Annotated in this window: 16 protein-coding genes; 8 read left to right on the top strand and 8 right to left on the bottom strand. The window is 63.5% G+C overall.

Annotated features, from left to right (window positions below; all coding sequences use genetic code 11):
* Positions 1-184 precede the first annotated feature (184 nt).
* Positions 185-1,084 carry a GNAT family N-acetyltransferase gene (locus ASD01_RS20245; RefSeq protein ID WP_060530287.1) on the bottom strand — a complete coding sequence of 300 codons (900 nt, stop codon included), beginning with the start codon at positions 1,082-1,084 and terminating at the stop codon, positions 185-187.
* A gap of 253 nt (positions 1,085-1,337) precedes the next feature.
* Between ASD01_RS20245 and ASD01_RS20240 the strand changes: the two genes are divergently transcribed.
* The 3 genes from ASD01_RS20240 (at position 1,338) to pbpC (ending at position 9,762) form a co-directional block, all read left to right on the top strand.
* Complete coding sequence (locus ASD01_RS20240) at positions 1,338-2,003, top strand: GntR family transcriptional regulator (protein ID WP_051659493.1); 666 nt, start codon at positions 1,338-1,340, stop codon at positions 2,001-2,003.
* Positions 2,004-2,215: 212 nt separating this feature from the next.
* The gene (locus tag ASD01_RS20235) at positions 2,216-7,672 is read left to right on the top strand and encodes an alpha-2-macroglobulin family protein (RefSeq protein WP_458574504.1); all 5,457 of its coding nucleotides are present in this window, start codon (positions 2,216-2,218) and stop codon (positions 7,670-7,672) included.
* A gap of 8 nt (positions 7,673-7,680) precedes the next feature.
* Positions 7,681-9,762 carry a penicillin-binding protein 1C gene (gene pbpC / locus ASD01_RS20230; RefSeq protein WP_060530286.1) on the top strand — a complete coding sequence of 694 codons (2,082 nt, stop codon included), beginning with the start codon at positions 7,681-7,683 and terminating at the stop codon, positions 9,760-9,762.
* Here pbpC and ASD01_RS20225 read toward each other — a convergent pair.
* Entirely contained in the window at positions 9,752-11,428 is a 1,677-nt protein-coding gene (locus ASD01_RS20225) for an ATP-binding protein (protein ID WP_244495273.1), read from the bottom strand. The two genes, pbpC and ASD01_RS20225, sit on opposite strands and share 11 nt — an antisense overlap.
* Positions 11,429-11,616: 188 nt before the next feature.
* On the opposite strand from ASD01_RS20225, the gene ASD01_RS20220 reads away from it, so the two are divergent.
* From ASD01_RS20220 to hpaH, 3 genes are all read left to right on the top strand, one after another.
* Positions 11,617-12,276: a response regulator gene (locus ASD01_RS20220; RefSeq protein ID WP_060644335.1), complete on the top strand. Its 660-nt coding sequence runs from the start codon at positions 11,617-11,619 to the stop codon at positions 12,274-12,276.
* Between the two features lie 207 nt (positions 12,277-12,483).
* The gene (locus ASD01_RS20215; RefSeq protein WP_060644334.1) at positions 12,484-13,098 is read left to right on the top strand and encodes a LysE family translocator; all 615 of its coding nucleotides are present in this window, start codon (positions 12,484-12,486) and stop codon (positions 13,096-13,098) included.
* 72 nt (positions 13,099-13,170) lie between these two features.
* Positions 13,171-13,974 (top strand): 2-oxo-hept-4-ene-1,7-dioate hydratase, encoded by an 804-nt coding sequence (gene hpaH, locus ASD01_RS20210; protein WP_060644333.1) that lies wholly within the window; start codon positions 13,171-13,173, stop codon positions 13,972-13,974.
* Positions 13,975-14,016: 42 nt separating this feature from the next.
* Here the strand turns inward: hpaH and ASD01_RS20205 are convergent, their stop codons facing one another.
* The 4 genes from ASD01_RS20205 to gcl all read right to left on the bottom strand — a co-directional run bounded on the left by ASD01_RS20205 (position 14,017) and on the right by gcl (position 19,091).
* Positions 14,017-15,285 carry a glycerate kinase type-2 family protein gene (locus ASD01_RS20205; RefSeq protein WP_060644332.1) on the bottom strand — a complete coding sequence of 423 codons (1,269 nt, stop codon included), beginning with the start codon at positions 15,283-15,285 and terminating at the stop codon, positions 14,017-14,019.
* Between the two features lie 238 nt (positions 15,286-15,523).
* Positions 15,524-16,408 (bottom strand): 2-hydroxy-3-oxopropionate reductase, encoded by an 885-nt coding sequence (locus ASD01_RS20200; RefSeq protein WP_034799385.1) that lies wholly within the window; start codon positions 16,406-16,408, stop codon positions 15,524-15,526.
* Positions 16,409-16,413: 5 nt separating this feature from the next.
* Positions 16,414-17,229, bottom strand: a complete 816-nt coding sequence (hyi, locus tag ASD01_RS20195) for a hydroxypyruvate isomerase (protein ID WP_060530281.1) — start codon at positions 17,227-17,229, stop codon at positions 16,414-16,416.
* Between the two features lie 77 nt (positions 17,230-17,306).
* On the bottom strand, positions 17,307-19,091 hold the full coding sequence (gene gcl, locus ASD01_RS20190) for a glyoxylate carboligase (RefSeq protein ID WP_060644331.1): 1,785 nt from the start codon (positions 19,089-19,091) through the stop codon (positions 17,307-17,309).
* A gap of 171 nt (positions 19,092-19,262) precedes the next feature.
* Between gcl and ASD01_RS20185 the strand changes: the two genes are divergently transcribed.
* Entirely contained in the window at positions 19,263-20,084 is an 822-nt protein-coding gene (locus ASD01_RS20185; RefSeq protein ID WP_034799375.1) for an IclR family transcriptional regulator, read from the top strand.
* 89 nt (positions 20,085-20,173) lie between these two features.
* Here ASD01_RS20185 and guaD read toward each other — a convergent pair whose 3' ends face one another.
* Complete coding sequence (guaD, locus tag ASD01_RS20180; protein WP_060644330.1) at positions 20,174-21,526, bottom strand: guanine deaminase; 1,353 nt, start codon at positions 21,524-21,526, stop codon at positions 20,174-20,176.
* Positions 21,523-22,761 carry a urate hydroxylase PuuD gene (locus tag ASD01_RS20175; RefSeq protein ID WP_034799370.1) on the bottom strand — a complete coding sequence of 413 codons (1,239 nt, stop codon included), beginning with the start codon at positions 22,759-22,761 and terminating at the stop codon, positions 21,523-21,525. The genes guaD and ASD01_RS20175 overlap by 4 nt, the downstream gene beginning before the upstream one ends.
* A 147-nt stretch (positions 22,762-22,908) precedes the next feature.
* Between ASD01_RS20175 and ASD01_RS20170 the strand changes: the two genes are divergently transcribed.
* Entirely contained in the window at positions 22,909-23,823 is a 915-nt protein-coding gene (locus ASD01_RS20170; protein WP_034799367.1) for a LysR family transcriptional regulator, read from the top strand.
* Positions 23,824-23,828 lie beyond the last annotated feature (5 nt).

The following is a 23,828-nucleotide window of genomic DNA, read 5'->3' as shown; positions in this document are numbered from 1 at the left end:
CGACTCTTAGAAAAATTGGATCCAATATACAATCTGAAAATACTCATAATCCAAATCCGGCCAGAGAGGCCTGCAAACGTACGCCGTGACAGTCCGCCGACCGGCTTGTCGGCAGCGACGTCGAAATAGTTGCGCTTTGAGTTCGATCAGCGACATGGAAGCGCCTCGAGCACACCTCAAGAGCTCACATGAACCCCGGATTGCGGGGCAGATAGCGCGTCCAGTCGCCATAACCGGGAGACGCCATCAGCAGCATTGGAAACGTGATCCGCATCCCCTGATTGACCGCAAGGCTCAAAGCGCCGTCGCATGCCCCGGGCAAGAAGGCCGAAATCCTCTCAGACGTGCCCGCGGCGGCCAATCGCAACGCGGCCGCGAAGGCATCTTGAACATTGTAGGGCCACAGGACGGCGAGTGGGCCGATGTGCCCGTTGGCGCCGATATAGCCGTATCCGGCAGGATCGCTGCCGGCGTAAAACAGAAACCCTCGGGTTGCCAGATCGCCAAGCAGGTAGCGATGGTGCTTGTCCCGCGATACGCCGATGGCGCAGCGATCGACCGTCGCCAGCGTCTCCATGGTCGCTGCATCGGGTTCGATCGGCACGGCGCGCAGGACCGCCTCCGGCAACATCCGCACTGCCTCCCGCCTGGCATCGAAAAAAATAGATCGGCGTGCGCGGAAAGAGCCGTGTCGCATGTAGAGCCCCTGCGACACCCGATTGAAGGTGAAGGTGATCAGCGCCTTGTGGGCTGCGCCTGACTTGCGCGCATGTTCCAGAGTTCGTTCCAGCAGCGAATTTCCGATGCCCCGGCCCTGTTGAGCGGGATCGACGAACAACTGGGCGAGAAACCAGAGATCCCCGCAAGTCCAACTCCAGGCGCATCCGACGATGCCCCCGCCCTCTTCGGCCACCCAGAGGCCGTCCGGATCGTTCCTAAGGCAAAAAAGCTGAAAATTGGGAGGGCTTGTCGCCGCCATCGGGCCGAAGCCGTGCCGAATGGTAAGATCGTTGATGCTTGAGACGACCAGTGCATCGGTCGCAGCCAATTCGTCGGCTTGAGCGGGCCTGTAAACGAGCGGCATTGGTAACACCACGAGAGGTTTCCAGGACAAGGCTGGCTTCGCAGGCTCGACCATATCACGCTCTGCCGCTCCGCTTCATCAGAGACCTTTCCTCCGTCAGACGATTTCCGGCTCCGGCGACGAGATCGTCGCGCCTACTTTCCAAAGCTCTGTTGCCCGGCGCCCGGATTGGACCTATGACCGTTGACCAACAGCGCGAAAACGCTTCCGAATTCGCCGTGCCGAGAGGCTTGGCCAGCGGGGTTTGAACAGGATGAAACTCGACGCCGTCGATGTCAGGCAAGCCGCCTCAGCGGCCGATATCGTCTATGAGGCCTTGCGCAAGGCGATCATCGAAGGCGACCTTGCCGAAGGCGAGAACCTGCGCCAGGACCACATCGCCCAGATGTTCAACACCAGCCGCATTCCGGTGCGCGAGGCGCTTTCGCGGCTGGAGCAGCATGGGCTGATTACCACCGAGCGCTATAAGGGCGCCGTTGTCGCCGGCCTCTCGATTGAGGAAATCGAGGAGATTTTCGAGTTTCGCGCACTGATCGAGGCTGAGGTCATTCGGCTTGCCGTACCCAGTCTCGACCGCCGTACTCTGGACCTTGCACGCCAGCATTGCGAGGAATTCGAGCAGGAGGAAAATTCCGACCGCTGGGGCGAAATCAACCGCAACTTCCACTACAGCCTCTACGAGGCAGCACGTCGCCCCTATTACCTGCAGATCGTTCGCGCCTCTCTCGATCGCATCGACCGTTACCTGCGGGCGCAGCTGACGCTAACCTCGGGCGTCGCGCGTGCGCGCCGCGAACACAAGGCCATCCTCGACGCCTGTGTGGCGCGCGACGCCGAGCGGGCCAGCGCCTTGACGCGCGATCATATCCTCGATGCCGGTCGCTCGCTGACCGTCTTCCTGAGAGAACAAAGAGGCTAGCGGCGCGGTTTCTCCCGCGGCTTTGGCTGACCGTCATAATAGTTTGATTTACATATCGTTTTATCGTGTTTCATTCCGGATCGATGCTCGATCCTTCACAGCAGTGCTCCCGCTGAAATTGCGCCGCACGTCGACTGCTCTCCGGTTGACAAGCGGGGCGGAAGCCTGAAAAGTGAAGCCTCTATCGAGACCGGCAGCGTTGGGAGGACTTGATGTCTGTGCGCGCGTTTTTCGGCCTTTCCACCCTCTTCCTATCGCTTTTGACCGCCGGCATCCCCGCCGTTGCCCAGGAGAGTGGACGGCAGATCGAGATCACTCAGGACGGCGATTATTTCGGTTTCGACCTCAGGACCGAACAGAACGTCTCGCTCGACGAATGCCAGCAGACATGCATCGCGGACCAGGCCTGCCGCGCCTTCACCTACAATCCCAAGGTGAAGTGGTGCTTCCTCAAGTCCGACTATAACCAGCTCAACACCTTCCCCGGCGCCATCGCCGGCAAGGTCGTGCAGCCGCAGGTCACACAAGCCGACATCGGGGCGCCGCCGCGCCTGAAATTCCTGTCGGATCAGTTGCTGCAGGACGCCCGCAACACCAAGGCCAATCTTACCCTTGCCGACGATCAGCAGGGCATGGGCGTCAATACGCTCATCGACATGGCACGCGGCCAGGCCGGCATGGGCAATATCGAAAATGCGCTGAAGGCCTTCCAGGGCGCGTTGGCGATCAATCCTGATGACGCCGAACTCTGGCTGGAGGCGGCGCGAACCGCGAACCGCATCACCAACAATTCAAGCGTATCGATCCAGGCGGCGATCGCCGCGATCAACGGCTACGAGCTGACCCGCACCACCGAGAGCCGGGCGCATGCGCTTGCCGTCATGGCCAAATCGCTGGAAGGCGCCGAGAATTTCCGCGCCGCACTGAACGCCTACAAGGCGAGCCTGGAACTGGTGAAGGCAAAATCGGTCGAGGCAGCCTATCTCGACCTTAAGCAGCGCAAGGGCTTCCGCGTCGTCGAACATACGATCGATTCCGACGCTGCGACGCCGCGCGCCTGCGTGCAGTTCTCCGAGCAGCTTTTGAAGAGCGGCGCCGACTATGCCTCCTTCGTCACCGTCAATGGTGCTGCGCCAAAGGCGCTTGAGGCGAAGGGCGACCAGATCTGCATCGAAGGCCTATCGCATGGCGAGCGCTACAAGCTGACCCTTCGCGCCGGCCTGCCGTCCACCGTCGACGAAATGCTCGAAGCGCCCGTCACCCTCGATATCTATGTCGCGGACCGCGCCCAAATGGTGCGCTTCACCGGCGACAGCTTCGTGCTGCCGTCGACCGCGCGCCGCGGCATCCCGCTCGTTTCCGTCAACACCGACAGCGCCAAGCTGAAACTCTACCGCGTCGGCGACCGCAGCATCGCCCAGGTGCTGCAGAGCTCGCAGTTCCTGACCCAGCTCGACGGCTACAGCGCCCAGCGCATCGAGGATGAGATCGGCGAACTCGTCTGGCAGGGCTCGATCGACATCGAGCGCGACGTCAACAAAGAGGTCGTCACAAGCTTCCCGGTCGACGAGGCACTGCCTCAACGCAAGCCCGGCGTCTACGTCCTGACCGCCGCACCGACCACCGGTATCAGCCAGGAATGGGATGCGCGCGCGACGCAATGGTTCGTCGTTTCCGATATCGGTATCTCCACCTATGCCGGCACAGACGGGCTGAACGTCTTCGTGCGCTCGCTTGCGACTGCCGAGCCGATCGAAGGCGTCGAACTGCAGCTCGTCGCCAAAAACAACGAGATCCTCGGCACGGCGGTGAGCGATGATGACGGCCGCGTGACCTTCACTGCTGGACTGATCCGTGGCACGGCCGGGCTCACGCCCGCCGTCATCACCGCCAAGAAGGGCGAGGACGACTATGTCTTCCTCGACATGAGCCGCGCCGGCTTCGACCTTTCGGATCGTGGCGTCACCGGGCGCGCGGCTCCTGGCGCCATCGACATTCTCGCCTGGACCGAGCGCGGCATCTATCGTGCCGGCGAAACCGTGCATGCGGCAGCGCTTGCCCGTGACGTTGACGGCATGGCGATCGAGAACCTGCCGCTGACCTTCGTCTTCCTCCGCCCGGATGGTGTCGAATATCGCCGCATGACCAGTGCCGGCGGCAAGCTCGGCGGCCATACGCTCGACCTCGACACCCAGGCAAACGCCATGCGCGGCACCTGGACGATGCAGATCTTCACTGACCCGAAGTCGCCTGCGATCGGCGAGAAGCAGTTCCTGATCGATGACTTCGTGCCGGATCGCACCGAATTCGATCTCACCAGCGACGCCAAGGAAATCGCCGTCGGTGAGACGGCAAGCGTGGCAGTCGACGGGCGCTATCTCTATGGCGCACCGGCTGCCGGCCTCGAACTTGAAGGCGAAGTGACGATCAAGCCGACGCGCGAAAACGCCGCCTTCAAGGGCTATTCCTTCGGTCTTGCCGACGAAGAGGCGAGCGAAGACACGCGCCTGCCGCTCGAAGAGCTTTCGTCGCTCGACGAAGAAGGCAAATCCAGCTTCGACGTCCTCATCGACGAAGTGCCCTCGACCACGCAGCTGCTAAATGCCACCGTGACCGTTCGCATGCGTGAAGCCGGCGGCCGCGCCGTCGAGCGCTCGCTAAAACTGCCGGTGCGCGCCGAGGGCCCGATGCTCGGCATCAAGCCGGAATTCGAGGGTGAGCTCGCCGAAAACTCCGTCGGCAAGTTCCGCGTCATCGCCGTCGATCCGGCCGGCAGCAAGATCGCCATGCAGGGGCTCCTCTGGAAGCTGATCAGCGTCGAACGGAACTATCACTGGTATCGCGACGGCAGCGCCTGGAAATACGAGCCCGTCGTTACCACCAAACAGGTGGCCAACGGCAGCGTCGACCTGACGGAAGACGGCGGCGATATCTCCGTGCCCGTCGGCTGGGGCCGCTATCGCCTGGAAGTCGAGACGGCCGCGGTCGATGGCCCGACTTCGAGCGTCGAATTCGACGCCGGCTGGTATGTCGCGGCCACCTCGACGGAAACGCCTGACGGCCTTGAGATCGCGCTCGACAAGGAGAAGTATGCGGTCGGCGACACGGCCAAGCTGAAGGTCTCGCCGCGTTTTGCCGGCGAACTGCTGGTCACCGTCGGCACAGAGAACCTGATCACGACCGAGACGGCATCGATTGCGGCTGAAGGCGGCGAAGTCGAATTGCCGGTCACCGACGCCTGGGGCGCCGGCGCCTATGTCACCGCCACGCTCTACCGGCCGGGCGATGCCCAGGAAAGCCGCATGCCGATGCGCGCCATCGGCATCAAATGGCTCACCGTCGATCCGGCCGAGCGCAAGCTCGCCGTCACGCTTAACGCGCCCGAAAAGATGGAGCCGCGCCAGCCGCTCGACATCAGCCTCCAGGTCGCCGGTGCCGGTGCCAATGAGGAAGCCTATGTGACGATCGCCGCCGTCGATGTCGGCATTCTCAATCTCACCCGCTACGAGCCGCCGAACCCGGAAGCCTGGTATTTCGGCCAGAGACAGCTCGGCCTTGAAATCCGCGACCTTTACGGTCGCCTGATCGACGGCTCGCTCGGCGCGAACGGAAAACTGCGCACCGGCGGCGATGGCGGCCAGGTCGCGCTTCAGGGCAGCCCGCCCACGGAAAAGCTGGTCGCCTTCTTCGAAGGACCGGTACAGCTCGACGGCGACGGCAAGGCAACCGTCAGCTTCGACATCCCGCAGTTCAACGGAACGGCGCGACTGATGGCCGTTGCCTGGACGAAATCCGGTGTCGGCCACGCCACGCGCGACGTGGTGATCCGCGACCCCGTCGTCGTTACCGCCAGCCTGCCGCGGTTCCTGGCGCCCGGAGACCGGTCGGACCTGAGGCTCGATATCGCCAATACCGACGCACCGGCCGGCGATTACCAGATCCATGTGACGACCAGTGGCCAGGCCACCGTCGAGCAACCGGGGACGGGCAGCACGGTCACCCTGGACCAGGGCGGTCGCTCCTCCATCACCTTGCCGGTGGTCGGGCAATATCCCGGCAACGGCGTCGTCACCGTGGCGCTGACCGGCGCCAACGGCCTTTCGCTCGAGCAGTCGCTCGACCTGCTTGTGCGTCCGGCAACCCTGCCGGTGACACAGCGGCAAGTGGTTACAATCGCGCCAGGAAGCAGCCTGACGGTCGACGGGCAGTTGCTTGCCGACAGCATCCTGCAGGGCGCTTCCGTCAACCTCAGCGTCACCCGCTCTGCCGCCTTCGATATGCCGGCACTGCTGATGACCCTCGATCGCTATCCCTATGGCTGCACGGAGCAAACGACCAGCCGCGCGCTGCCGCTGCTCTACCTGAGCGAACTCGCCAAGCAGTCCGGCCTTGCCGATGACGAGGGCGTGACGAAACGGGTGCAGGAGGCGATCTACCGCGTGCTCTCCAACCAGTCCTCGTCGGGCAGCTTCGGTCTTTGGGGGCCGGGCTACGGCGACCTCTGGCTCGATGCCTATGTCACCGACTTCCTGACCCGCGCCCGCGAGCAGAAATATGACGTGCCCGAGGCCGCAATGGTTCAGGCGCTGGAAAACCTGCAGAACGGCGTCAGCTACGACACCAACGCCAAGGATCGCGGCAACGAGATCGCCTATGCGCTCTACGTGCTTGCCCGCAATCGCAAGGCGGCGATCAACGACCTGCGTTATTACGCAAACACGCTGATCAACGATTTCCCGACGCCGCTCGCCAAGGCTCATATCGCCGCAGCGCTTTCGCTGTATGGCGATGCTCAAGGGGCGCAGGACACGTTTGCCAACGCGGCGAACATGTCGACGGACCTCGTCAATGTCAGCCTGTCGCGCTCCGACTACGGCTCGTCGCTGCGTGACGGCGCGGCGGTGCTGGCGCTTGCGGCCGAAAGCCGACCGGTCCCGCCGATCGTTCCAGAGCTATCGAAAATGGTCGCCCGCGAATGGGAACAGAAGACCTATACCAGCACCCAGGAACAGGCCTGGATGCTGCTTGCCGCCCGCGCCATCCAGAATGGCGACGAGGACATGGCGCTCGATGTCAACGGCGCATCGAAGTCCGGCAGCTATGCCGCCCAGATGACCGGCGACGCGCTCATCACCCACCCGGTGGTGATCCGCAACCAGGGTGCCGATCCGGTTTCGGCCGTGGTCACCACGGTCGCCGCCCCCGCCCAGCCGCTTTCGGCCGGCGGCGACGGCTTCACCATCGAGCGCACCTACTACACGCTCGACGGAGCCGAGGCGAACGTCATGGAAGCGCGGCAGAACGAACGCTACGTCGTCGTGCTGAAAGTCACGGAGGCCAACGACTGGCCGTCGCGCGTGCTGGTCACTGACCTGCTGCCGGCCGGTTTCCAGATCGACAATCCGAGCCTCGTCGACAGTGCCCAGCTCAGCAATTTCGAGTGGCTCGGCGAAATCACCGCGACCCATACGGAGTTCCGCAACGACCGCTTCGTCGCAGCACTCGACCGCAGCATCGGCGCCGGCCGCGAGGTCACGCTGGCCTATGTCGTGCGCGCGGTAACGCCGGGCACCTATGACCATCCGGCCGCAACTGTCGAGGACATGTACCGGCCGCAGCTTTCGGCCCGCACCGCGACCGGGCGCATGGAGGTGCTGGCCGCGCAATAGGCAAGATCATGTCGATTGGGCGCAAACTGCTGATCGCCTTGCCCGTCTGCCTGCTGGTGACGGGGCTGACGGGCTTTGCGATCGAAAAGGCTGACGAGGCCTTCCCGCCGCCGCTTGCGGAGGCGGACGTCGTCTCGCGCGAGGTGGACGACGCCAACGGACAGCTCTTGCGCGCCTTCGCAACGCCGGATGGCCTCTGGCGACTGAAGACCACGGTCGACGATGTCGATCCGCAGTTCCTGAAGATGCTGATCGCCTACGAAGACCAGCGTTTTGAGGAGCATTCCGGCGTCGATATCCTGGCGCTTGGCCGCGCCGCGCTTCAATTCGTCAGCAATGGCCGCATCGTCTCGGGCGCCTCGACGCTTTCCATGCAGGTCGCCCGGCTGATCGAGCCGCGGCAGCAGCGCTCGATAACCGCCAAGCTGTTGCAAATCGCACGCGCGATCCAGATCGAGCGACGGCTATCGAAGGACCAGATCCTCAATCTCTATCTCACCCATGCGCCTTATGGCGGCAATATCGAGGGTGTGCGCGCCGCGAGCCTCTCCTGGCTCGGCAAGGAGCCGAAACGGCTGACGGCCGGCGAAGCGGCCCTGCTCGTGGCACTACCGCAATTGCCGGAGAAGCGCCGCCCGGACCGCAACCATGCCGCCGCTGTCGCCGCCCGCGAACGGGTGCTGACGCGTCTCGCCGTTGCTGACGTGATTGGCGACGGCGAAGCGGAACGCGCGATCGCCACGTCCGTTCCGTCGCGCAGGCTGCAACTCCCGGCCTATGCCGCGCACCTCGCCGAACGGGCGTTGCGCAAGGACCCGCGGGCGGTTCGGCATGAGACGAGCTTGCGCCTTGCCGTCCAGCGCAGCCTCGAAGCCGTGGCAAGGGAAGGGGCAACCAAGCTCGGACCGAAGGTTTCGGTCGCCATGGTGATGGCCGATGCGAAGACCGGAGAGATCGTCGCTTCGGTCGGATCGGCCGACTATTTCGATGCGAGCCGCTCCGGCTGGATCGACATGACGCGCATCACGCGTTCGCCGGGCTCCACCCTCAAGCCCTTCATCTATGGCCTTGCCTTCGAAGAAGGACTCGTCAGCCAGGAAACGATCATCGAGGACCGGCCGGCGGACTTCTTCGGCTACCGCCCACGCAACTTCGACATGAGCTACCAGGGCGATGTCAGCGTGCGCGAGGCGCTGCAGTTGTCTCTGAACGTTCCGGCGATCCGCCTGCTCGACGCGGTCGGCCCGGCCGAGCTGATGATGCGCTTTCGCCGCGGCGAGGTGAAGCCGGCACTTCCTGCCGGCGAAGCACCCGGCCTTGCGATCGGTCTTGGCGGCGTCGGACTTTCCCTGCGCGATCTCGTGCAGCTCTATGCGGCGCTTGCCAACCGCGGCTTCCCGCTCCGGCTCGGCGACGGCGTTGAGGGCAAGGCGGGCCTGATCGAAGCGGAACCGGTGCTTTCGCCGGTCGCCGTCTGGAATGTCTCCGACGCGCTCTCCGGCGTGTTGCCGCCCGCTGGCAGTCGCCAGCGCGGCATCGCCTATAAGACCGGCACCAGCTATGGCTACCGTGATGCCTGGTCGGTCGGCTATGACGGCCGCCATGTGCTCGGGGTCTGGGTCGGACGGCCCGACAATGGGGCGGTTCCCGGCCTCACCGGCTATGGCAGCGCCGCCCCCATTCTCTTCGAAGGCTTCGCCAAATCCGGCTTCGGCATCACACCGCTGCCCGATGCGCCGGCCGGCGCGATCCGCATTTCTCAAGCCGAACTGCCGATCAGCCAGCGCCGCTTCTCGCTGACGGCAAGCGGCCTCGTCAACGCTTCGGCCCGCGAGCCGGCACCGCAGATCGTGTTTCCGCCCGAGGGCGCACGCGTCGAGCTCAGTGCGAACCATCAGGCGCTTTCGCCGCTGACACTCAAGCTCCAGGGCGGACGCGCGCCGTTCCGCTGGCTTGCCAATGGCAAGCCTCTGCCGGAGCTCACCCGCCGGCGGGTCACGCAGTGGCAACCGGATGGTGCCGGCTATTCGACGCTGACGGTGATCGATTCCGTCGGCCGCGCCGCCAGCGTGCGCGTCTTCATCGAGTAACAGTGCGGATCTCGCGTGCCGCATCTTCAGGCCGCTCGGCGAGGAGCGCTTCGATCTCCTCCTCCAACCGCACCGCATCGAGCGGCTTGTGGAGAAGACGGTGGCCGCTTGCGGTCACTTCCTTCAGCCGTGTCGGCGACGTATCGCCGGAAAGGATCAGCGCCGGCACCTCCCGCCCGAGATGGGCCCTGATCTCCCGGATCGCATCGATCCCGGTCTTGCCGGCGTCGAGACGGTAATCGGTGATGACAAGATCGACCGGCGCCTCTCCCAGGCGCGCAGCCTTCGCCAGCTCCTTTCGGGCCGTGGCAGCCGAACGCCCGGCATAGACCGCATAGCCGAGCGTGCGGAGCAACAGCGCCGTTGCATCCAGCGCGTCGCGCTCGTCGTCGATGACGACGATACCCCCTTGCTGCGTCGCAGCGGTCGGATGGGCGCGTCCGGGCTTTGCCAGCGAAGGCGGCGCGACCACCGGCAAAGTGATGGAAAACATCGAACCGCGACCCTCCGTCGAGACTACCTTGATCGGGTGGCCGAGCAGAGCGGCGGTACGCTGGACGATGGCAAGGCCGAGCCCGAGCCCCTGCGCCCGGTTGCGTGCAGGATTTTGCAGTTGCACGAACTCCTCGAAGATCGCTTCCTGCTCTGAATCGGGGATGCCGACACCGGTGTCCCAGACCTGCACCTCCACCGCCGCACCGCGGCGTCGGCAACCGATCAGCACCTTGCCGGTCCGTGTGTAACGGAACGCATTGGAAATGAGGTTGTCGAGGACACGCTTCAGCATCATCGGGTCGGTATCGACCCAGACATCCGTCATCACCACGCGCCATCCGAGGCCCTGGTCCTTCGCAATGCCGGAGAACTCCGCCTTGAGGTCGTGGAACAGTCGCCGTAGGGACACCGGTTCTCGCGCGACGGTCACGATTCCCGCGTCAAGCTTGGAAATGTCGAGCAGCGCATCGAGCAGACCGCCGAGATTACCGATGACCGAGCGCGCGCGATCGGCGAGGTCGCGGGCGTTCTTGGCCGGAACGTCACCGTTGCGACCGAGTGCTGCGAGCGTCGAGGTGAAAAGGCTGAGGGCGTGGATCGGCTGACGCAGGTCGTGGCTTGCGGCAGCGAGGAACCGCGACTTGGAGCGATCGGCGCTCTGCGCCTTGTCGCGCTCTGCCTCAAGGCTGGTGATCAGCGACAGATTCTCGAAACGCAGCCGCACCGTTTCGGCAAGCGTCCTGTGGGTGACGCGGCTGTAGTAGAGGTCGACGCCGAAGAGGCAGATGGTGAAAATCAGATAGGTGTCGTAGATCGGCCCTTCGCCAAGGAAGCAGCGGATCGCGAAGGGCAGGAGGATCGCAACCAGCGAGCCGGCATAGGCGAGCGGAAAGGCAGACAGCGACGGCACCGCACCGCTGGCAATGCCTGTGATCACGATGCAGACGAAGGCAAGCGTCTGCGGCTCGTCCGGATGGAAGGCAAACCAGCCAAGCGCGCCCCAGAGACCGCTGGAAACCCACGAAAGCAGCGTGAAGCGCCAGGCCCATCGCCGCCAGTCCCGCGTCCGCCCTTCATCCGTCTGCCGCCGATATCGCCAGTCGAGAAGAATGCGGGCGAACGTCAGCAGATAGAGTGCGGCGCCCCATGAAAACAGCAGGTCCCACGACACAAGATCGCGCAGGACATAAGCAACCGGCAGTGGAATTGCGAAATTGGCAAAAAGCACCGCGTAAGATTGACGAAATAATAAGCCTATCAGGAGAGGTTGCAGGTGTTCGCGAGTCTCCATTGCCGCTCCTGTCTCGATGCAACGCCATGTCCGCGGAGAATTGCCGATTTCGATGAAGGATTGCTTACATGCGCAAACTGCTGACGATCGTGGTGGCAGACGATCACGCCATCGTTCGCGAGGGCCTGAAGCTGCTGCTCTCCACCATGGACCACGTATCGGTGGTTGCGGAAGCGGCCGACGGCGAGACGCTGACGACCATCGTTCGCGCCAGCAGTCCTGACCTGGTGATCTTCGACCTCGGCATGCCGGGGGTTGCCGGCGTGCAGTTCATCAACGAACTCCGGGCGGTCGCGCCGCGCATGAAGATCCTGGCGCTGACCGCAAACATCGAGCCGCGAACCGTGCGGGCCGTGATCGCCGCCGGGGCCAGCGGTTACCTGACGAAGACCGGCGACCCGGCCGAACTGAATGCAGCACTCGACGCAATGCTGCGAAACGAAATTTATCTCAGCCAATCGGTTCGTTTCGCCATCGACGATCCCCGCAGCCACCAGCCGCCGCCGACAACCGATACGGCGCTCTCCCCCATCCCCCTCACCCGCCGCGAAATGCAGATCCTCTCTCTCGCCGCCCAGGGGCTGACCGCGCGCGAGACCGCCGATCGCCTCGGTATCAGCCCGCTCACGGCCCGCAAGCATCGCGAGAACCTGATGCGCAAGCTCAGTCTGCACAACACGGCAGAGATCGCGGCCTATGCGCTGCGCATCGGCCTGCCGATCGGTTGATATCGCAGTCCTCGCCGGTCTTTCCGGAAATCACCTTCCCTTAACCACGGCAAAACAGGCGATCCTGCCACAACGCCGAAATACGGCACCTGCCGTATGTCAATCGGATACAACCAAGCGTAGTTCTCCCGCTCTATCGCGCCACCGAGATGGTTCGACGCCAAGACGTCGGCCCGGGGCGTTCCGGCTACTTCGGGAGGAGCCCCCATGCCGTCGCTGGAGCATTGGATTTCGTTCGCACTGGCAACGGCGATTTTCGCCTTCATGCCGGGTCCTGCCATTCTCCATATGACGGCGCAGACGTTGGCGCATGGCCGCAAGGCCGGCCTCCTGGCGGCGCTCGGCATCCATATCGGCTGCTACGTCCACATCGCCGCCGCGACGCTCGGGCTTGCCGCCCTGCTTCACCATGCACCGCTTCTCTATGGGGCGATCAAGCTTGCCGGCGCCGTCTATCTGGTCTGGCTCGGCGCGACCATGCTGCTCGGGGTCGGCAAACATGCCGCCCACGCCGAGGCTGCGAAACCCGGCGTCCTGCGCGACAGCATCGTGGTGGAAGTCCTCAATCCCAAGACCGCCTTGTTCTTCGTGACCTTCCTGCCGCAGTTCGTGGATCCGGCCGCGGCGATGCCGATGTCGCTGCAGTTCCTGATGTTCGGCCTGCTGGTGAACCTTGCCCTGTCGGTCGCCGATATCGCAGCCGTCTTCCTCGCCTCCTTCACGCTCGGTCGGCTGGTTGGTGGCGCCGGCAATCTTGTTCCGCGCGCCTGCGGTTCGATCCTCATCGGCCTCGGCCTGATGCTGGCAAGTCAGCCGATCTGATCGCCCAAAGACGGTGCGCGCGCCGGGTCCGACCTTGGTGTATCCTTAAGGACGCTGAAGTCGGGGGGCGCCATGCTGAATGCAACCGAGATCGCCAAGGCCGCCGAAAGCCTGCATCAGGCCGAACGCGATCGAAAACAGATCGGGCTCCTCTCGCTCAAGCATCCCGAAATGACGGTCGACGACGCCTATGCGATCCAGGCGGCTCTGGTCCGGCGCAAACGCGACGACGGCCACCGCATCATCGGCTGGAAGATCGGGCTGACGTCCAATGCCATGCAGCAGGCGCTCGGCATCGACACGCCCGATTCCGGCGTGCTCTTCGACAACATGCTGTTCGACGACGGCGCAAGCATACCCGCCGATCGCTTCATCCAGCCACGGGTCGAAGCGGAGATCGCGTTCATCATGAAAACCGGGCTCAAAGGCCCGCGGGTCAACATCGTCCAGGTCCTGAACGCCACGGATTATGTCATGCCGGCGCTGGAAATTCTCGACAGCCGGATCGTCCGCACGGATCCGAAAACAAAGAAGGCGCGCATCCTCGTCGATGCGATCGCCGACAATGCCGCCAATGGCGGCCTCATCCTCGGCGGCCGCGCCGTGCGCCCCGATACGGTCGACATGCGCTGGATGGGGGCGATCGTGTCGCGCAATGCGGTGATCGAGGAAACGGGGCTTGCGGCCGGCGTGCTCAACCATCCGGCGCGCGGCATCGCCTGGCTCGCCAATCGTCTCGCGCAATGCGGCGACGCGATCGAGCCTGGCCAGATCGTTCTCTCAGGCTCTTTCATCCGCACGCTCGAAGCCAGGAGCGGCGACACGATCGTCGCCGATTTCGGCGCTTACGGCTCGGTCAGTTGCCACTTCGCGTGAAGTGTATAACGACAGGCAAGCTACACACCCGCCGCGCGGATATCACTGCACCAGGATGGCGCGGAAATCGTTGACGTTGGTGCCGGTCGGGCCGGGCTTGAAGAGATCGCCGAGCGCATCGAACGCCGACCAGCTGTCGTTCTTCTGCAGGAATGCCGCGGCATCCAGCCGTTGCGCCGCGAGACGGGCGATGGTGGTATCGTCGGCGAAAGCGCCGGCGTTGTCCTCGGAGCCGTCGATGCCGTCGGTGTCTGCGGCCAGCGCCGAGACCCCTTTGGCACCGTCGATGCCGAGCGCCAGCGCCAGCAGGAATTCGCTGTTGCGTCCGCCCTTGCCCTTGCCGCGGATGGTGACGGTCGTCTCGCCGCCCGAGAGAACGACGACCGGTTTGGTGAACGGTCGACCGCGGCCGACGACTTCCCGGGCGATCGCCGCATGCACACCGCCAACGTCGCGCGCCTCGCCCTCGATCGCATCGGAAAGAATGATCGCGTCGATGCCGGCGGCACGCGCCTCTGCAGCCGCGGCCTCGAGCGAGACGGATGCGGATGCGATCAGCCGGACTTCGTTACGGGCAAAACGCGGGTCATCAGGAGATGGCGCGGCGCTTTCCGGGCTATTGATCCACGCCATAACCTTTGCCGGCAGGTTCAGACAGTAGCGCTCGATCAGCGTCAGCGCATCCTCGCGCGTGCTGGCGTCCGCCAGTGTCGGGCCGGAGGCGACCAGCGCCGGATCGTCGCCCGGAATATCGGAAACGATCAGCGAAACGACCTTGGCCGGATAGGCCGCGGCAGCCAGCCGACCGCCCTTGATCATCGAGACGTGCTTGCGCACGGCATTCATGGCGCTGATCGGCGCGCCGGAGGCAAGCAACGCCCGGTTGACGGCGATCTCGTCTTCCAGCGTCAAGCCGGGTGGTGGCGAGGGCAAAAGCGCCGAGCCACCGCCGCAGACGAGCGCGACGACAAGATCGTCCGCCGTCAGGCCGCCGACTTCGGCGAGCAAGCGCTTCGAGGCCAGCAAACCGTTTTCATCAGGCAGGGGGTGCGACGCTTCCAGCACCTCGATCGTCTCGCATGGGGCAGCATAGCCATAGCGGGTGACGATCACGCCCGAGAGCGGACCATCCCAATGGCGTTCGAAGGCGGCTGCCATCTGGGCCGCACCCTTGCCGGCCCCAACCACCACCGTCCGCCCCTTCGGTCGCGCCGGCAGGTTGGCCGCGATCACTTTCTCCGGATCAGCCGCGGCAACGGCCGAGGTGAACAGCGCTTCAAGGAAACGGCGTGGATCGGTGATGGTTGGCATTGGTCTCCCCCTGGAGGATGTCGCGTCGCTCCATCCTTATATGTCATCCCAGCGCAAATCGCGGTTGGAACTGCATGAAAGTCTCGGGCGGCGGTTCCTCCAACCGCCGCCCGGACGCATGACCGGTCCGGCACAATGGGACGCCGGACGAGTCATGCGCATTTAAGGTCGTCGCCTGATCTTTTCAAAGCGGCGCAATTCCTAACGGAAAACCGCTTCGCACGTTCCCTGGAATTGCTTAGGCAACCTGGTGGTTCGCCATGCGCTCCAGCGCCCGGACGAGGCCGGAGTGGTCTAGGCCGCTGTCGCCGTTGGCTGCGCAGTTGTTGAAGAGTTCCTGCGTTGCCGCCGTGTTCGGCAGCGAGATGCCGAGCGACTTGGCACCCTGGAGAGCCAGGTTGAGGTCCTTCTGGTGCAGCGAGATGCGGAAGCCCGGATCGAAGGTGCGCTTGATCATGCGCTCGCCGTGAACTTCGAGAATGCGCGAGGAGGCAAAGCCGCCCATCAGCGCTTCGCGGACGCGCGCCGGATCAGCACCCGCCTTGGAGGCGAAGACAAGCGCTTCCGAGACCGCTTCGATCGTCAGCGCAACGATGATCTGGTTGGCGACCTTGGTGACCTGGCCGTCGCCGCAATCACCGACGAGCGTGATGTTCTTGCCCATCAACTTCAAGAGCGGCAGGGCGCGGTCGAAGCTCTCCTGGGCGCCGCCCGCCATGATCGAGAGCGAAGCATTCTTGGCGCCGACTTCGCCGCCGGAAACCGGGGCGTCGATGTATTCGGCACCGGTCTCGCGAACTTTCTTGGCGAATTCCTTCGTCTCGATCGGCGAGATCGAGCTCATGTCGATGACGAGCTTGCCCTTGGAAAGGCCGTAGGCGACGCCGTTTTCGCCGAAGAGAACATCCTTGACCTCAGGGGTATCCGGCAGCATCAGGATGATGGTGTCGACGGTTTCGGCCAACGCCTTCGGCGAGTCGACGAACTTGAGGCCGTTGTCGAGCAGCTCCTGGCGCGGCGGGATGACGAACTTCGAGGTGACGATGGTGTGGCCGGCATCCTGCAGGTGGCGCGCCATCGGCGTGCCCATGATACCCAGTCCAATGAAACCGATTGTTGCCATGGTGTTTAGCTCCTGATCTTGATGATGTCTGCGGATTGGGTGCGCTGGCGCTCGGCGCCGAGCCAGCCAAGGCCCTCGGCCGTCGTGGTGCGCGGCTTATATTCGCAACCGATCCAGCCGTCGTAGCCGGCCGCTTCCAGCGCGTCGAAGACGAAGGGATAGTTGATCTCGCCGGTGCCCGGCTCGTTGCGGCCCGGATTGTCGGCAAGCTGGACATGAACGATGCGATCGGCAAAGCGTTTGTAGGTGCCGATCAACTCGCCCTGCGTGCGCTGCTGGTGGTAGAGGTCGTACTGGATGAACAGGTTGTCGCTGCCGACCTCCTCAATGATCGAAGCCGCCTGCTCGACCGTGTTGAGATAGAAGCCCGGAATATCGAAGTCGTTGATCGGTTCGATGAGCAGGCGAATGCCCTGCTTGCCGAGTTCGCTTGCAGCAAGCTTGAGATTGGCGACCAGCGTGTCGCGCAGCACCTGTTCAGAGACACCGTGAGGCGCGATGCCAACCAGGCAGTTGACCTGCTTGCAGTCGAGCGCCGTCGCGTAGTCGATGGCGCTCGCCACGCCTTTGCGGAACTCGTCGACCCGGTTAGGCAGGATGGCGATGCCGCGTTCGCCGCTCGCCCAGTTGCCGGCCGGCAGGTTGTGCAGAACTTGGGTCAGGCCATGGCGCTGAAGCTCTGCGCGCAGGCTCACCTTTTCGAATTCGTAGGGAAACAGATATTCCACGCCCTCGAAGCCGGCCTTGGCAGCAAGGGCGAAACGATCGAGAAACGGCACCTCGTTGAACAGCATTGTCAGGTTCGCAGCGAACTTCGCCATGCGATGTTTCCTCCGTGTGTTTGTCTTGTGAGCGATGCGGGCGGCGGAGCGCCCGCATCTCCTCAGTCATTCAAGGCTCAGTCGAGCAGGGCCGTGATCGCGGTCGGCACGTCCTCGCCGCGCAGCGCCAGTTCCTCGAACTCGACGACTGCATTGATGTCGGCGCCCATGGAGATGTTGGTGACGCGCTCGAGGATGAACTCGATGACGACGGGAACCTGGTGCTCGTCCATCAGCGCGCGCGCCCGGTCGAAGGCTTCCTGGAATTCGTTCGGACTGCGCACCCGGATCGCCTTGCAGCCGAGACCTTCGGCAACCGCGACGTGGTCGACGCCGTAATCCTTCTCCGCATCGCCCGACGCGTTGATGTTGTCGAAGGCGAGGCTGACTTCGAAGTCCATGTTGAGACCGCGCTGCGCCTGGCGGATGAGGCCGAGATAGGAATTGTTCACGACCACATGCAGGTAAGGCAGCTTGTGCTGGGCGCCGACAGCCAGCTCCTCGATCAGGAATTGGAAGTCGTAGTCGCCTGAGAGTGCCACGATCGTCCGGTCCGGATCGGCAGCGCGAACACCGAGTGCCGCAGGCAAGGTCCAGCCGAGCGGTCCGGCCTGGCCGCAATTGATCCAGTTGCGCGGCTTGTAGACGTGCAGGAACTGGGCGCCGGCGATCTGGCTGAGGCCGATGGTCGAAACGTAACAGGTGTCGCGGCCGAAGGCCTTGTTCATCTCTTCATAGACGCGCTGCGGTTTCAGCGGCGTCTGGTCGAAGTGGGTCTTGCGCAGCATGGTGCGCTTGCGCTCGCGGCACTCTTCCGCCCAGGCGGACCAGTCACGCAGCTTGCCCGCCGTCTTCCATTCCGTCGCGACATCGAGGAAGAGCTTCAGCGCAGCGCCGGCATCCGAGACGATACCGAAATCGGGCGCGAAGACGCGGCCGATCTGCGTCGGCTCGATGTCGACGTGAACGAACTTGCGGCCTTCCGTGTAGGTCGGAACGTTGCCGGTGTGGCGGTTTGCCCAGCGGTTGCCGACGCCGAGCACGAAGTCGGAGGCGAGCATGTTGGCATTGCCGTAGCGATGCGAGGTCTGCAGGCCGCACATGCCGGCCATCAGCGGATGGTCATCCGGGATCGTGCCCCAGCCCATCAGCGTCGGAATAACCGGAATTCCGGTGATTTCGGCAAATTCTGTCAGAAGGTCCGATGCATCGGCGTTGATGATGCCGCCGCCGGCAACGATCAGCGGGCGTTCCGCTTCGTTCAGCATCGCGATCGCCTTCTCGGCCTGGGCCCGCGTCGCCTTCGGCTTGTAGGCTTCAAGCGGCTGGTAGGTGTCCGGATCGAATTCGATCTCGGCAAGCTGGACGTCGACCGGCAGGTCGATCAGCACCGGGCCGGGACGGCCGGAGCGCATGATGTGAAACGCCTTCTGGAAGACGAAGGGAACGAGCGCCGGCTCCATGACGGTAACCGCCCACTTGGTGACCGGTGCTGCGATCTTGGCGATATCGACAGCCTGGAAATCTTCCTTGTCGAGACGGGCGCGCGGCGCCTGGCCGGTGATGCAGAGGATCGGGATCGAATCCGCCGAGGCCGAATAGAGGCCGGTGATCATGTCGGTGCCGGCCGGGCCCGACGTGCCGATGCAGACTCCGATATTGCCGTGCTTGGCGCGCGTATAGCCTTCGGCCATGTGGGAAGCGCCTTCGACGTGGCGCGCCAGGATATGACGAACCGAGCCGCGCGCCTTCAGCGCCGAGTAGAACGGATTAATGGCGGCACCCGGTACGCCGAAGGCACAGTCGATGCCTTCCTTTTCCAGAACAATAACAGCCGCGTCAACGGCACGCATCTTAGCCATGGGAACTCCTCCAATTTCCTGAAACAATAATCCATTATCGTCGATACGCAACACGCAAATGGAATTCATTTCCATCATGTGGAAATAAAGATTTTCAATAATTCGGAGAAAATCGCGGCATGGCCTGATAGAGGATGATGGGCGAGACACGTGATTTGCAGAGAGGCTTTTATGGACGGCAACGGCAGGGGAAAACGCGGACGCAAGGCGGGCGAGAACGCCGCCCCTTCATCCGTCCAGGTGCTTGATCGCAGTCTCGCCCTTTTGACGGTCGTGGCCGAAGGCGACGGCTCAACCCTCACCCAGCTCGCCGACGAGACCGGCATGGCGCCGTCGACCGTGCACCGGCTGCTGGCAACGCTTGCCGGCCACGGCATGGTGATGCACGACCCGGACACGGGCGCCTGGACAGTCGGTTTGAAGGCGTTCGAGATCGGCAACGCCTATCTGCGCTTCCGCAAGCTCGGCACCATCAGTCGGCCGTTTCTAAAAGGACTGATGGAGGAAAGCGGCGAGACGGCGAATATCGGCATCGAGGAAGGCGGCGACGTCGTCTTCATTTCGCAGGTCGAAAGCCACGCGCCGATGCGCGCTTTCTTCCGTCCCGGCCGCCGCGGTCCGGTTCATGCCTCCGGCATCGGCAAGGCCATCCTGTCCACCTGGTCCGACAAGGAGATCGCCCAACTGCTCCACGGTCGCGAACTCGCGCATTTCACCGACAAGACGCGCGATACGCTGCCGGCGCTGCTGAAGGATATCCAGGAGATCCGCCACCGCGGCTGGTCGGTCGACGACGAGGAGCACACGCTCGGCATGCGCTGCGTCGCCGCTCCGATCTTCAACGAATATGGCGAAACGATCGCCGGCATATCCATCTCAGGCCCGTCGGTCCGCGTCAGCGATCAGAAGCTCTCGACCTTCGGCCCCATCGTGCGCGAACGCGCGGATGCGCTGACCAAGGCGATGGGCGGCAAGCGACCGGAAGAGCTTTAAACCCCGACCAACAGAAACGCCGCGCTTCCGATCCGGACACGCGGCGTTATAATAAGCAATGCTGGCGAGCCAGCAGGGGCGGACGCGCCTTAGGCCGTTTCGAGGCTCTTTACTGCCGAGGTGACTGCGTCCTTCGCAGCGCGTGCAGCTCCCTTCATCGGCTTGCCGGCGACATAGGTCTCGGCCACGCATCGGTCGTCACCCATCGTCTGCAGGATGAAGAGTTCTTCGACAAGCGAACCGGCAACCCGCATGCGCAAGTCCATCGAGGGCTTGGCGCGGCTATCAAGCACCACGATATCGGCATCGGCGCCGACATGCAGCGAGCCGATACGGTCGTCGAGATCGAGCGCCCGGGCGTTGCCGAGTGTCATGCGGTAGAAGGAGTTGAATGGCGTCAGCCGCTGGCCCTGCAGGTGCAGAACCTTGTAGGCCTCGTCCATCGTCTCCAGCATCGAGAAGCTGGTGCCGGCGCCGACATCGGTCGCGACCGACCAGCGGGCGCCGAGCTTGTCGAAGCGATCGCGATCGAAGAGACCCGAGCCGAGGAACAGGTTCGAGGTCGGGCAGAAATTGCCGACGGCACCGGTTTCGGCGAGTACCGAAATCTCGCGGTCGCTCAGATAGATGCAGTGGCCGAGCAAGGTCTTGCGCGTCAGCAGATCGTAGCGCGCGTAAATGTCGGTATAGTCCTTCGCTTCCGGATAGAGCGACGTGGCGAAGGCGATTTCGTCTCTGTTTTCAGAGAGATGCGTCTGGACGTAGCACTCCGGATGCTCGGCGACGAGCGTGCGGCTCGCCTCCATCTGCTCCGGCGTCGAGGTGATGGCAAAGCGCGGACTGATGGCGTAGTGCGCGCGGCCACGGCCGTGCCACTTGGCAATCAGCGCCTTCGTCTCGTCATAGCCCTGCTGCGCCGTGTCGCGCAGCGCATCGGGCGCATTGCGGTCCATCATCACCTTGCCGCCAATCATCAGCATGCCGCGCGCTTCGGCGGCCCCGAAATAGGCGTCGACGCTCTCCGGATGCACCGAGCAATAGGCGGCCGCCGTCGTCGTGCCGTTCGCCAGCAGTTCGTCCAGGAAGCGGCCGGCGATGAAGTCGGCGTGCTCCGGTTTGCGGAACTTCTGCTCCTCGACGAAAATGTAGGTGTTCAGCCATTCGAGAAGCTGGGCGCCGTAGGAGGCGATCGCCTGCGTCTGCGGGAAATGCAGATGCGTATCGATCAGGCCTGGCAACACCAGATGAGGGCGATGGTCGGCGACCTTGACGCCGGCACCAGCACGACGGGCGACATCGGCGTGATCACCGATATCGGCGACCTTGCCGCCGCGCACGAGCACGGCGCCGTCTTCGAAGTAGCGATAGGAGGTGGTGTCGTCGATGCCCTTCGGTTCCTCGACGAAGGTCAGCACACGGCCGCGGATCAGCAGATCGGTCATTGGGTCTTTCCTCCATTCACGACGGATTCGTACCAGGCGACGAGCAGCTGCCGCTCCTCGTCCGATACGCCGGTGACATTGGCGGGCGGCATCGCGTGGCTGCGGCCGGCCTGCAGGTAGATTTCACGCGCGTGATTGGCGATCTCAGTGTCGGTCTCGAGCATCACGCCCTTCGGCGGGACGACGATGCCCTCCCAGCCCGGCTCCTTGGCATGGCACATGGAACAGCGGCCAAGCACCGTGTCGCGGACCTTCGGAAAGGCTTCCGCGGTGACGAACGGCTGTTGCGCGGCGGAAATCTTCGCCTCCTCGCCGCCGGCAAGAATCTTCGGCACGGTCGACAGCCACATGATGACGACGAAGAGCAGCGCAGTGACCAGCCAGGTCCAGGTCGGGTTGCCCTTGTTCGCGTGACGGGTGTTGAAATAGTGGCGGATGGTCACGCCCATCAGGAAGACCAGCGAGGCGATGATCCAGTTGTACTGGGTACCGAACGCCAGCGGATAGTGGTTCGACAGCATCAGGAAGAGAACCGGCAGCGTCAGGTAGTTGTTGTGGGTCGAGCGCTGCTTGGCGATCACGCCGTACTTGGCGTCGGGCGTGCGGCCAGCGATCAGGTCGCCGACGACCACCTTCTGGTTCGGAATGATGATGAAGAAGACGTTGGCCGACATGATCGTTGCGGTAAACGCACCGAGATGCAGGAAGGCTGCGCGGCCGGTGAAGAGCTGCGTGTAGCCCCAGGCCATGCCGACCAGAATGAAGTAGAGCAGCACCATCAGTCGGGTGTTGTCGCGACCGAAGGGCGACTTGCAGATCGTATCATAGGCGAGCCAGCCGAAGGCAATCGAGCCGAGCGAGATGGCGATCGCCACCGGCTTCGAGACGTCGAGCACGTTCGGGTCGATCAGGTAGAGGTCGGCGCCGGCGTAGTAGACCAGGCAGAGCATGCCGAAGCCGGAGAGCCAGGTGACGTAGGACTCCCATTTGAACCAGATCAGGTGCTCCGGCATGTTGGCCGGGGCAACCAGGTATTTCTGGATGTGGTAGAAGCCACCACCGTGCACCTGCCATTCTTCGCCATAGGCGCCGACCGGCAGGCCGGGATGTTTCTTCAGACCGAGGTCGAGGGCGACGAAGTAAAAGGACGAACCGATCCATGCAATGGCGGTGATGACGTGCAGCCATCTCACGGCAAAGGTCAGCCAATCCCAGGCGATGGCATAGTCGTACATGAAATTCTCCCATTTCTCCTCGGACCATTATGTGTCATTGCTGGAGGTCGCGGGAACGTCGCTGCTTCACCAACACTTTCAAAAAAATCTATAAAATAGCGACGGAATGGATAGGCTAGAGAGAGCCTGAAGGAGTGGGACGGAGGCATGTCTTATCTGGACAATGTGCGCGTCTTCGTACGCGTCGTAGAGCTTGGAACCCTGTCGGCAGCGGGTCGCGACCAGCGCGTGACGCCGGCGGTTGCAAGCAATAGAATCAAAGAGTTGGAACGCCATATGGGCGTTCGCCTGTTCAATCGGACGACGCGCAAGCTGACCCCGACGGAGCACGGTCGCGTCTTTTACGACGGCGCGGTGAAGATCCTCGAGGCTGTCAACGAAGCAGAAAATGCGATCGCCGATCTCTCGCGCAATCCGAAGGGCGCGCTGAAGATTACCGCTCCTTTGGGGATAGGTCGGCGGCTGATTGCATCGGGCATTCCGGAGTTTCACGACAAGTATCCCGACATCGAAGTGCGGCTTCGCCTGTCGGACCACAATGTCGATATCCTGTCGGAAGGCGTCGACGTCGCCTTCAAGCTCGGCATCCTCGAAGATTCGAACCTGCGCATGCGCGGCATCATGAATTGCGAGCGCGTTGTCTGCGGTGCGCCTGCCTATTTCGAGAAGCGGGGCATCCCTCAGACGCCCGACGCACTGATCGCCGACAAGCACGACTGTCTGCTGCTCAGGTATCCCGGTTCGAAAGAGTATTTCTGGACGCTCCAGACCATGGAAGGCGTGCGCAAGCTCGAAGTCACCGGACCCTATGATTCCGACGACGGCGACGTGCTGACGCAGTGGGCGCTCGACGGCCGCGGCATTATCAACAAGCCGCTGTTCGAGGTGAAGGCACACATCAATTCCGGCGCACTCGTGCCGATCCTCGTCGACACGCCGCCGCTCAGCGTGCAACTTGCGGCGATCTATCCGCACAAGCGGTTCCAGGACCCGAAGGTGCGACTGATGATCGATTACATGGCCGAGCGCTGTCAGCGCCTGATCAACGGAATGCTGGCCTGACCATT

It is taken from the genome of Ensifer sp. Root423, assembly GCF_001426275.1.
In the GTDB taxonomy this organism is placed as follows: domain Bacteria; phylum Pseudomonadota; class Alphaproteobacteria; order Rhizobiales; family Rhizobiaceae; genus Ensifer; species Ensifer adhaerens.
This window is presented reverse-complemented; position numbering and strand designations above follow the sequence as displayed.

Coding starts and splice junctions, on each gene's coding strand:
- ASD01_RS20245 (WP_060530287.1), bottom strand. CDS start 1,084: ATGCCGCTCGTTTACAGGCCCGCTCAAGCCGACGAATTGGCTGCGACC.
- ASD01_RS20240 (WP_051659493.1), top strand. CDS start 1,338: ATGAAACTCGACGCCGTCGATGTCAGGCAAGCCGCCTCAGCGGCCGAT.
- ASD01_RS20235 (WP_458574504.1), top strand. CDS start 2,216: ATGTCTGTGCGCGCGTTTTTCGGCCTTTCCACCCTCTTCCTATCGCTT.
- pbpC (WP_060530286.1), top strand. CDS start 7,681: ATGTCGATTGGGCGCAAACTGCTGATCGCCTTGCCCGTCTGCCTGCTG.
- ASD01_RS20220 (WP_060644335.1), top strand. CDS start 11,617: ATGCGCAAACTGCTGACGATCGTGGTGGCAGACGATCACGCCATCGTT.
- ASD01_RS20215 (WP_060644334.1), top strand. CDS start 12,484: ATGCCGTCGCTGGAGCATTGGATTTCGTTCGCACTGGCAACGGCGATT.
- hpaH (WP_060644333.1), top strand. CDS start 13,171: ATGCTGAATGCAACCGAGATCGCCAAGGCCGCCGAAAGCCTGCATCAG.
- ASD01_RS20205 (WP_060644332.1), bottom strand. CDS start 15,285: ATGCCAACCATCACCGATCCACGCCGTTTCCTTGAAGCGCTGTTCACC.
- ASD01_RS20200 (WP_034799385.1), bottom strand. CDS start 16,408: ATGGCAACAATCGGTTTCATTGGACTGGGTATCATGGGCACGCCGATG.
- hyi (WP_060530281.1), bottom strand. CDS start 17,229: ATGGCGAAGTTCGCTGCGAACCTGACAATGCTGTTCAACGAGGTGCCG.
- gcl (WP_060644331.1), bottom strand. CDS start 19,091: ATGGCTAAGATGCGTGCCGTTGACGCGGCTGTTATTGTTCTGGAAAAG.
- ASD01_RS20185 (WP_034799375.1), top strand. CDS start 19,263: ATGGACGGCAACGGCAGGGGAAAACGCGGACGCAAGGCGGGCGAGAAC.
- guaD (WP_060644330.1), bottom strand. CDS start 21,526: ATGACCGATCTGCTGATCCGCGGCCGTGTGCTGACCTTCGTCGAGGAA.
- ASD01_RS20175 (WP_034799370.1), bottom strand. CDS start 22,761: ATGTACGACTATGCCATCGCCTGGGATTGGCTGACCTTTGCCGTGAGA.
- ASD01_RS20170 (WP_034799367.1), top strand. CDS start 22,909: ATGTCTTATCTGGACAATGTGCGCGTCTTCGTACGCGTCGTAGAGCTT.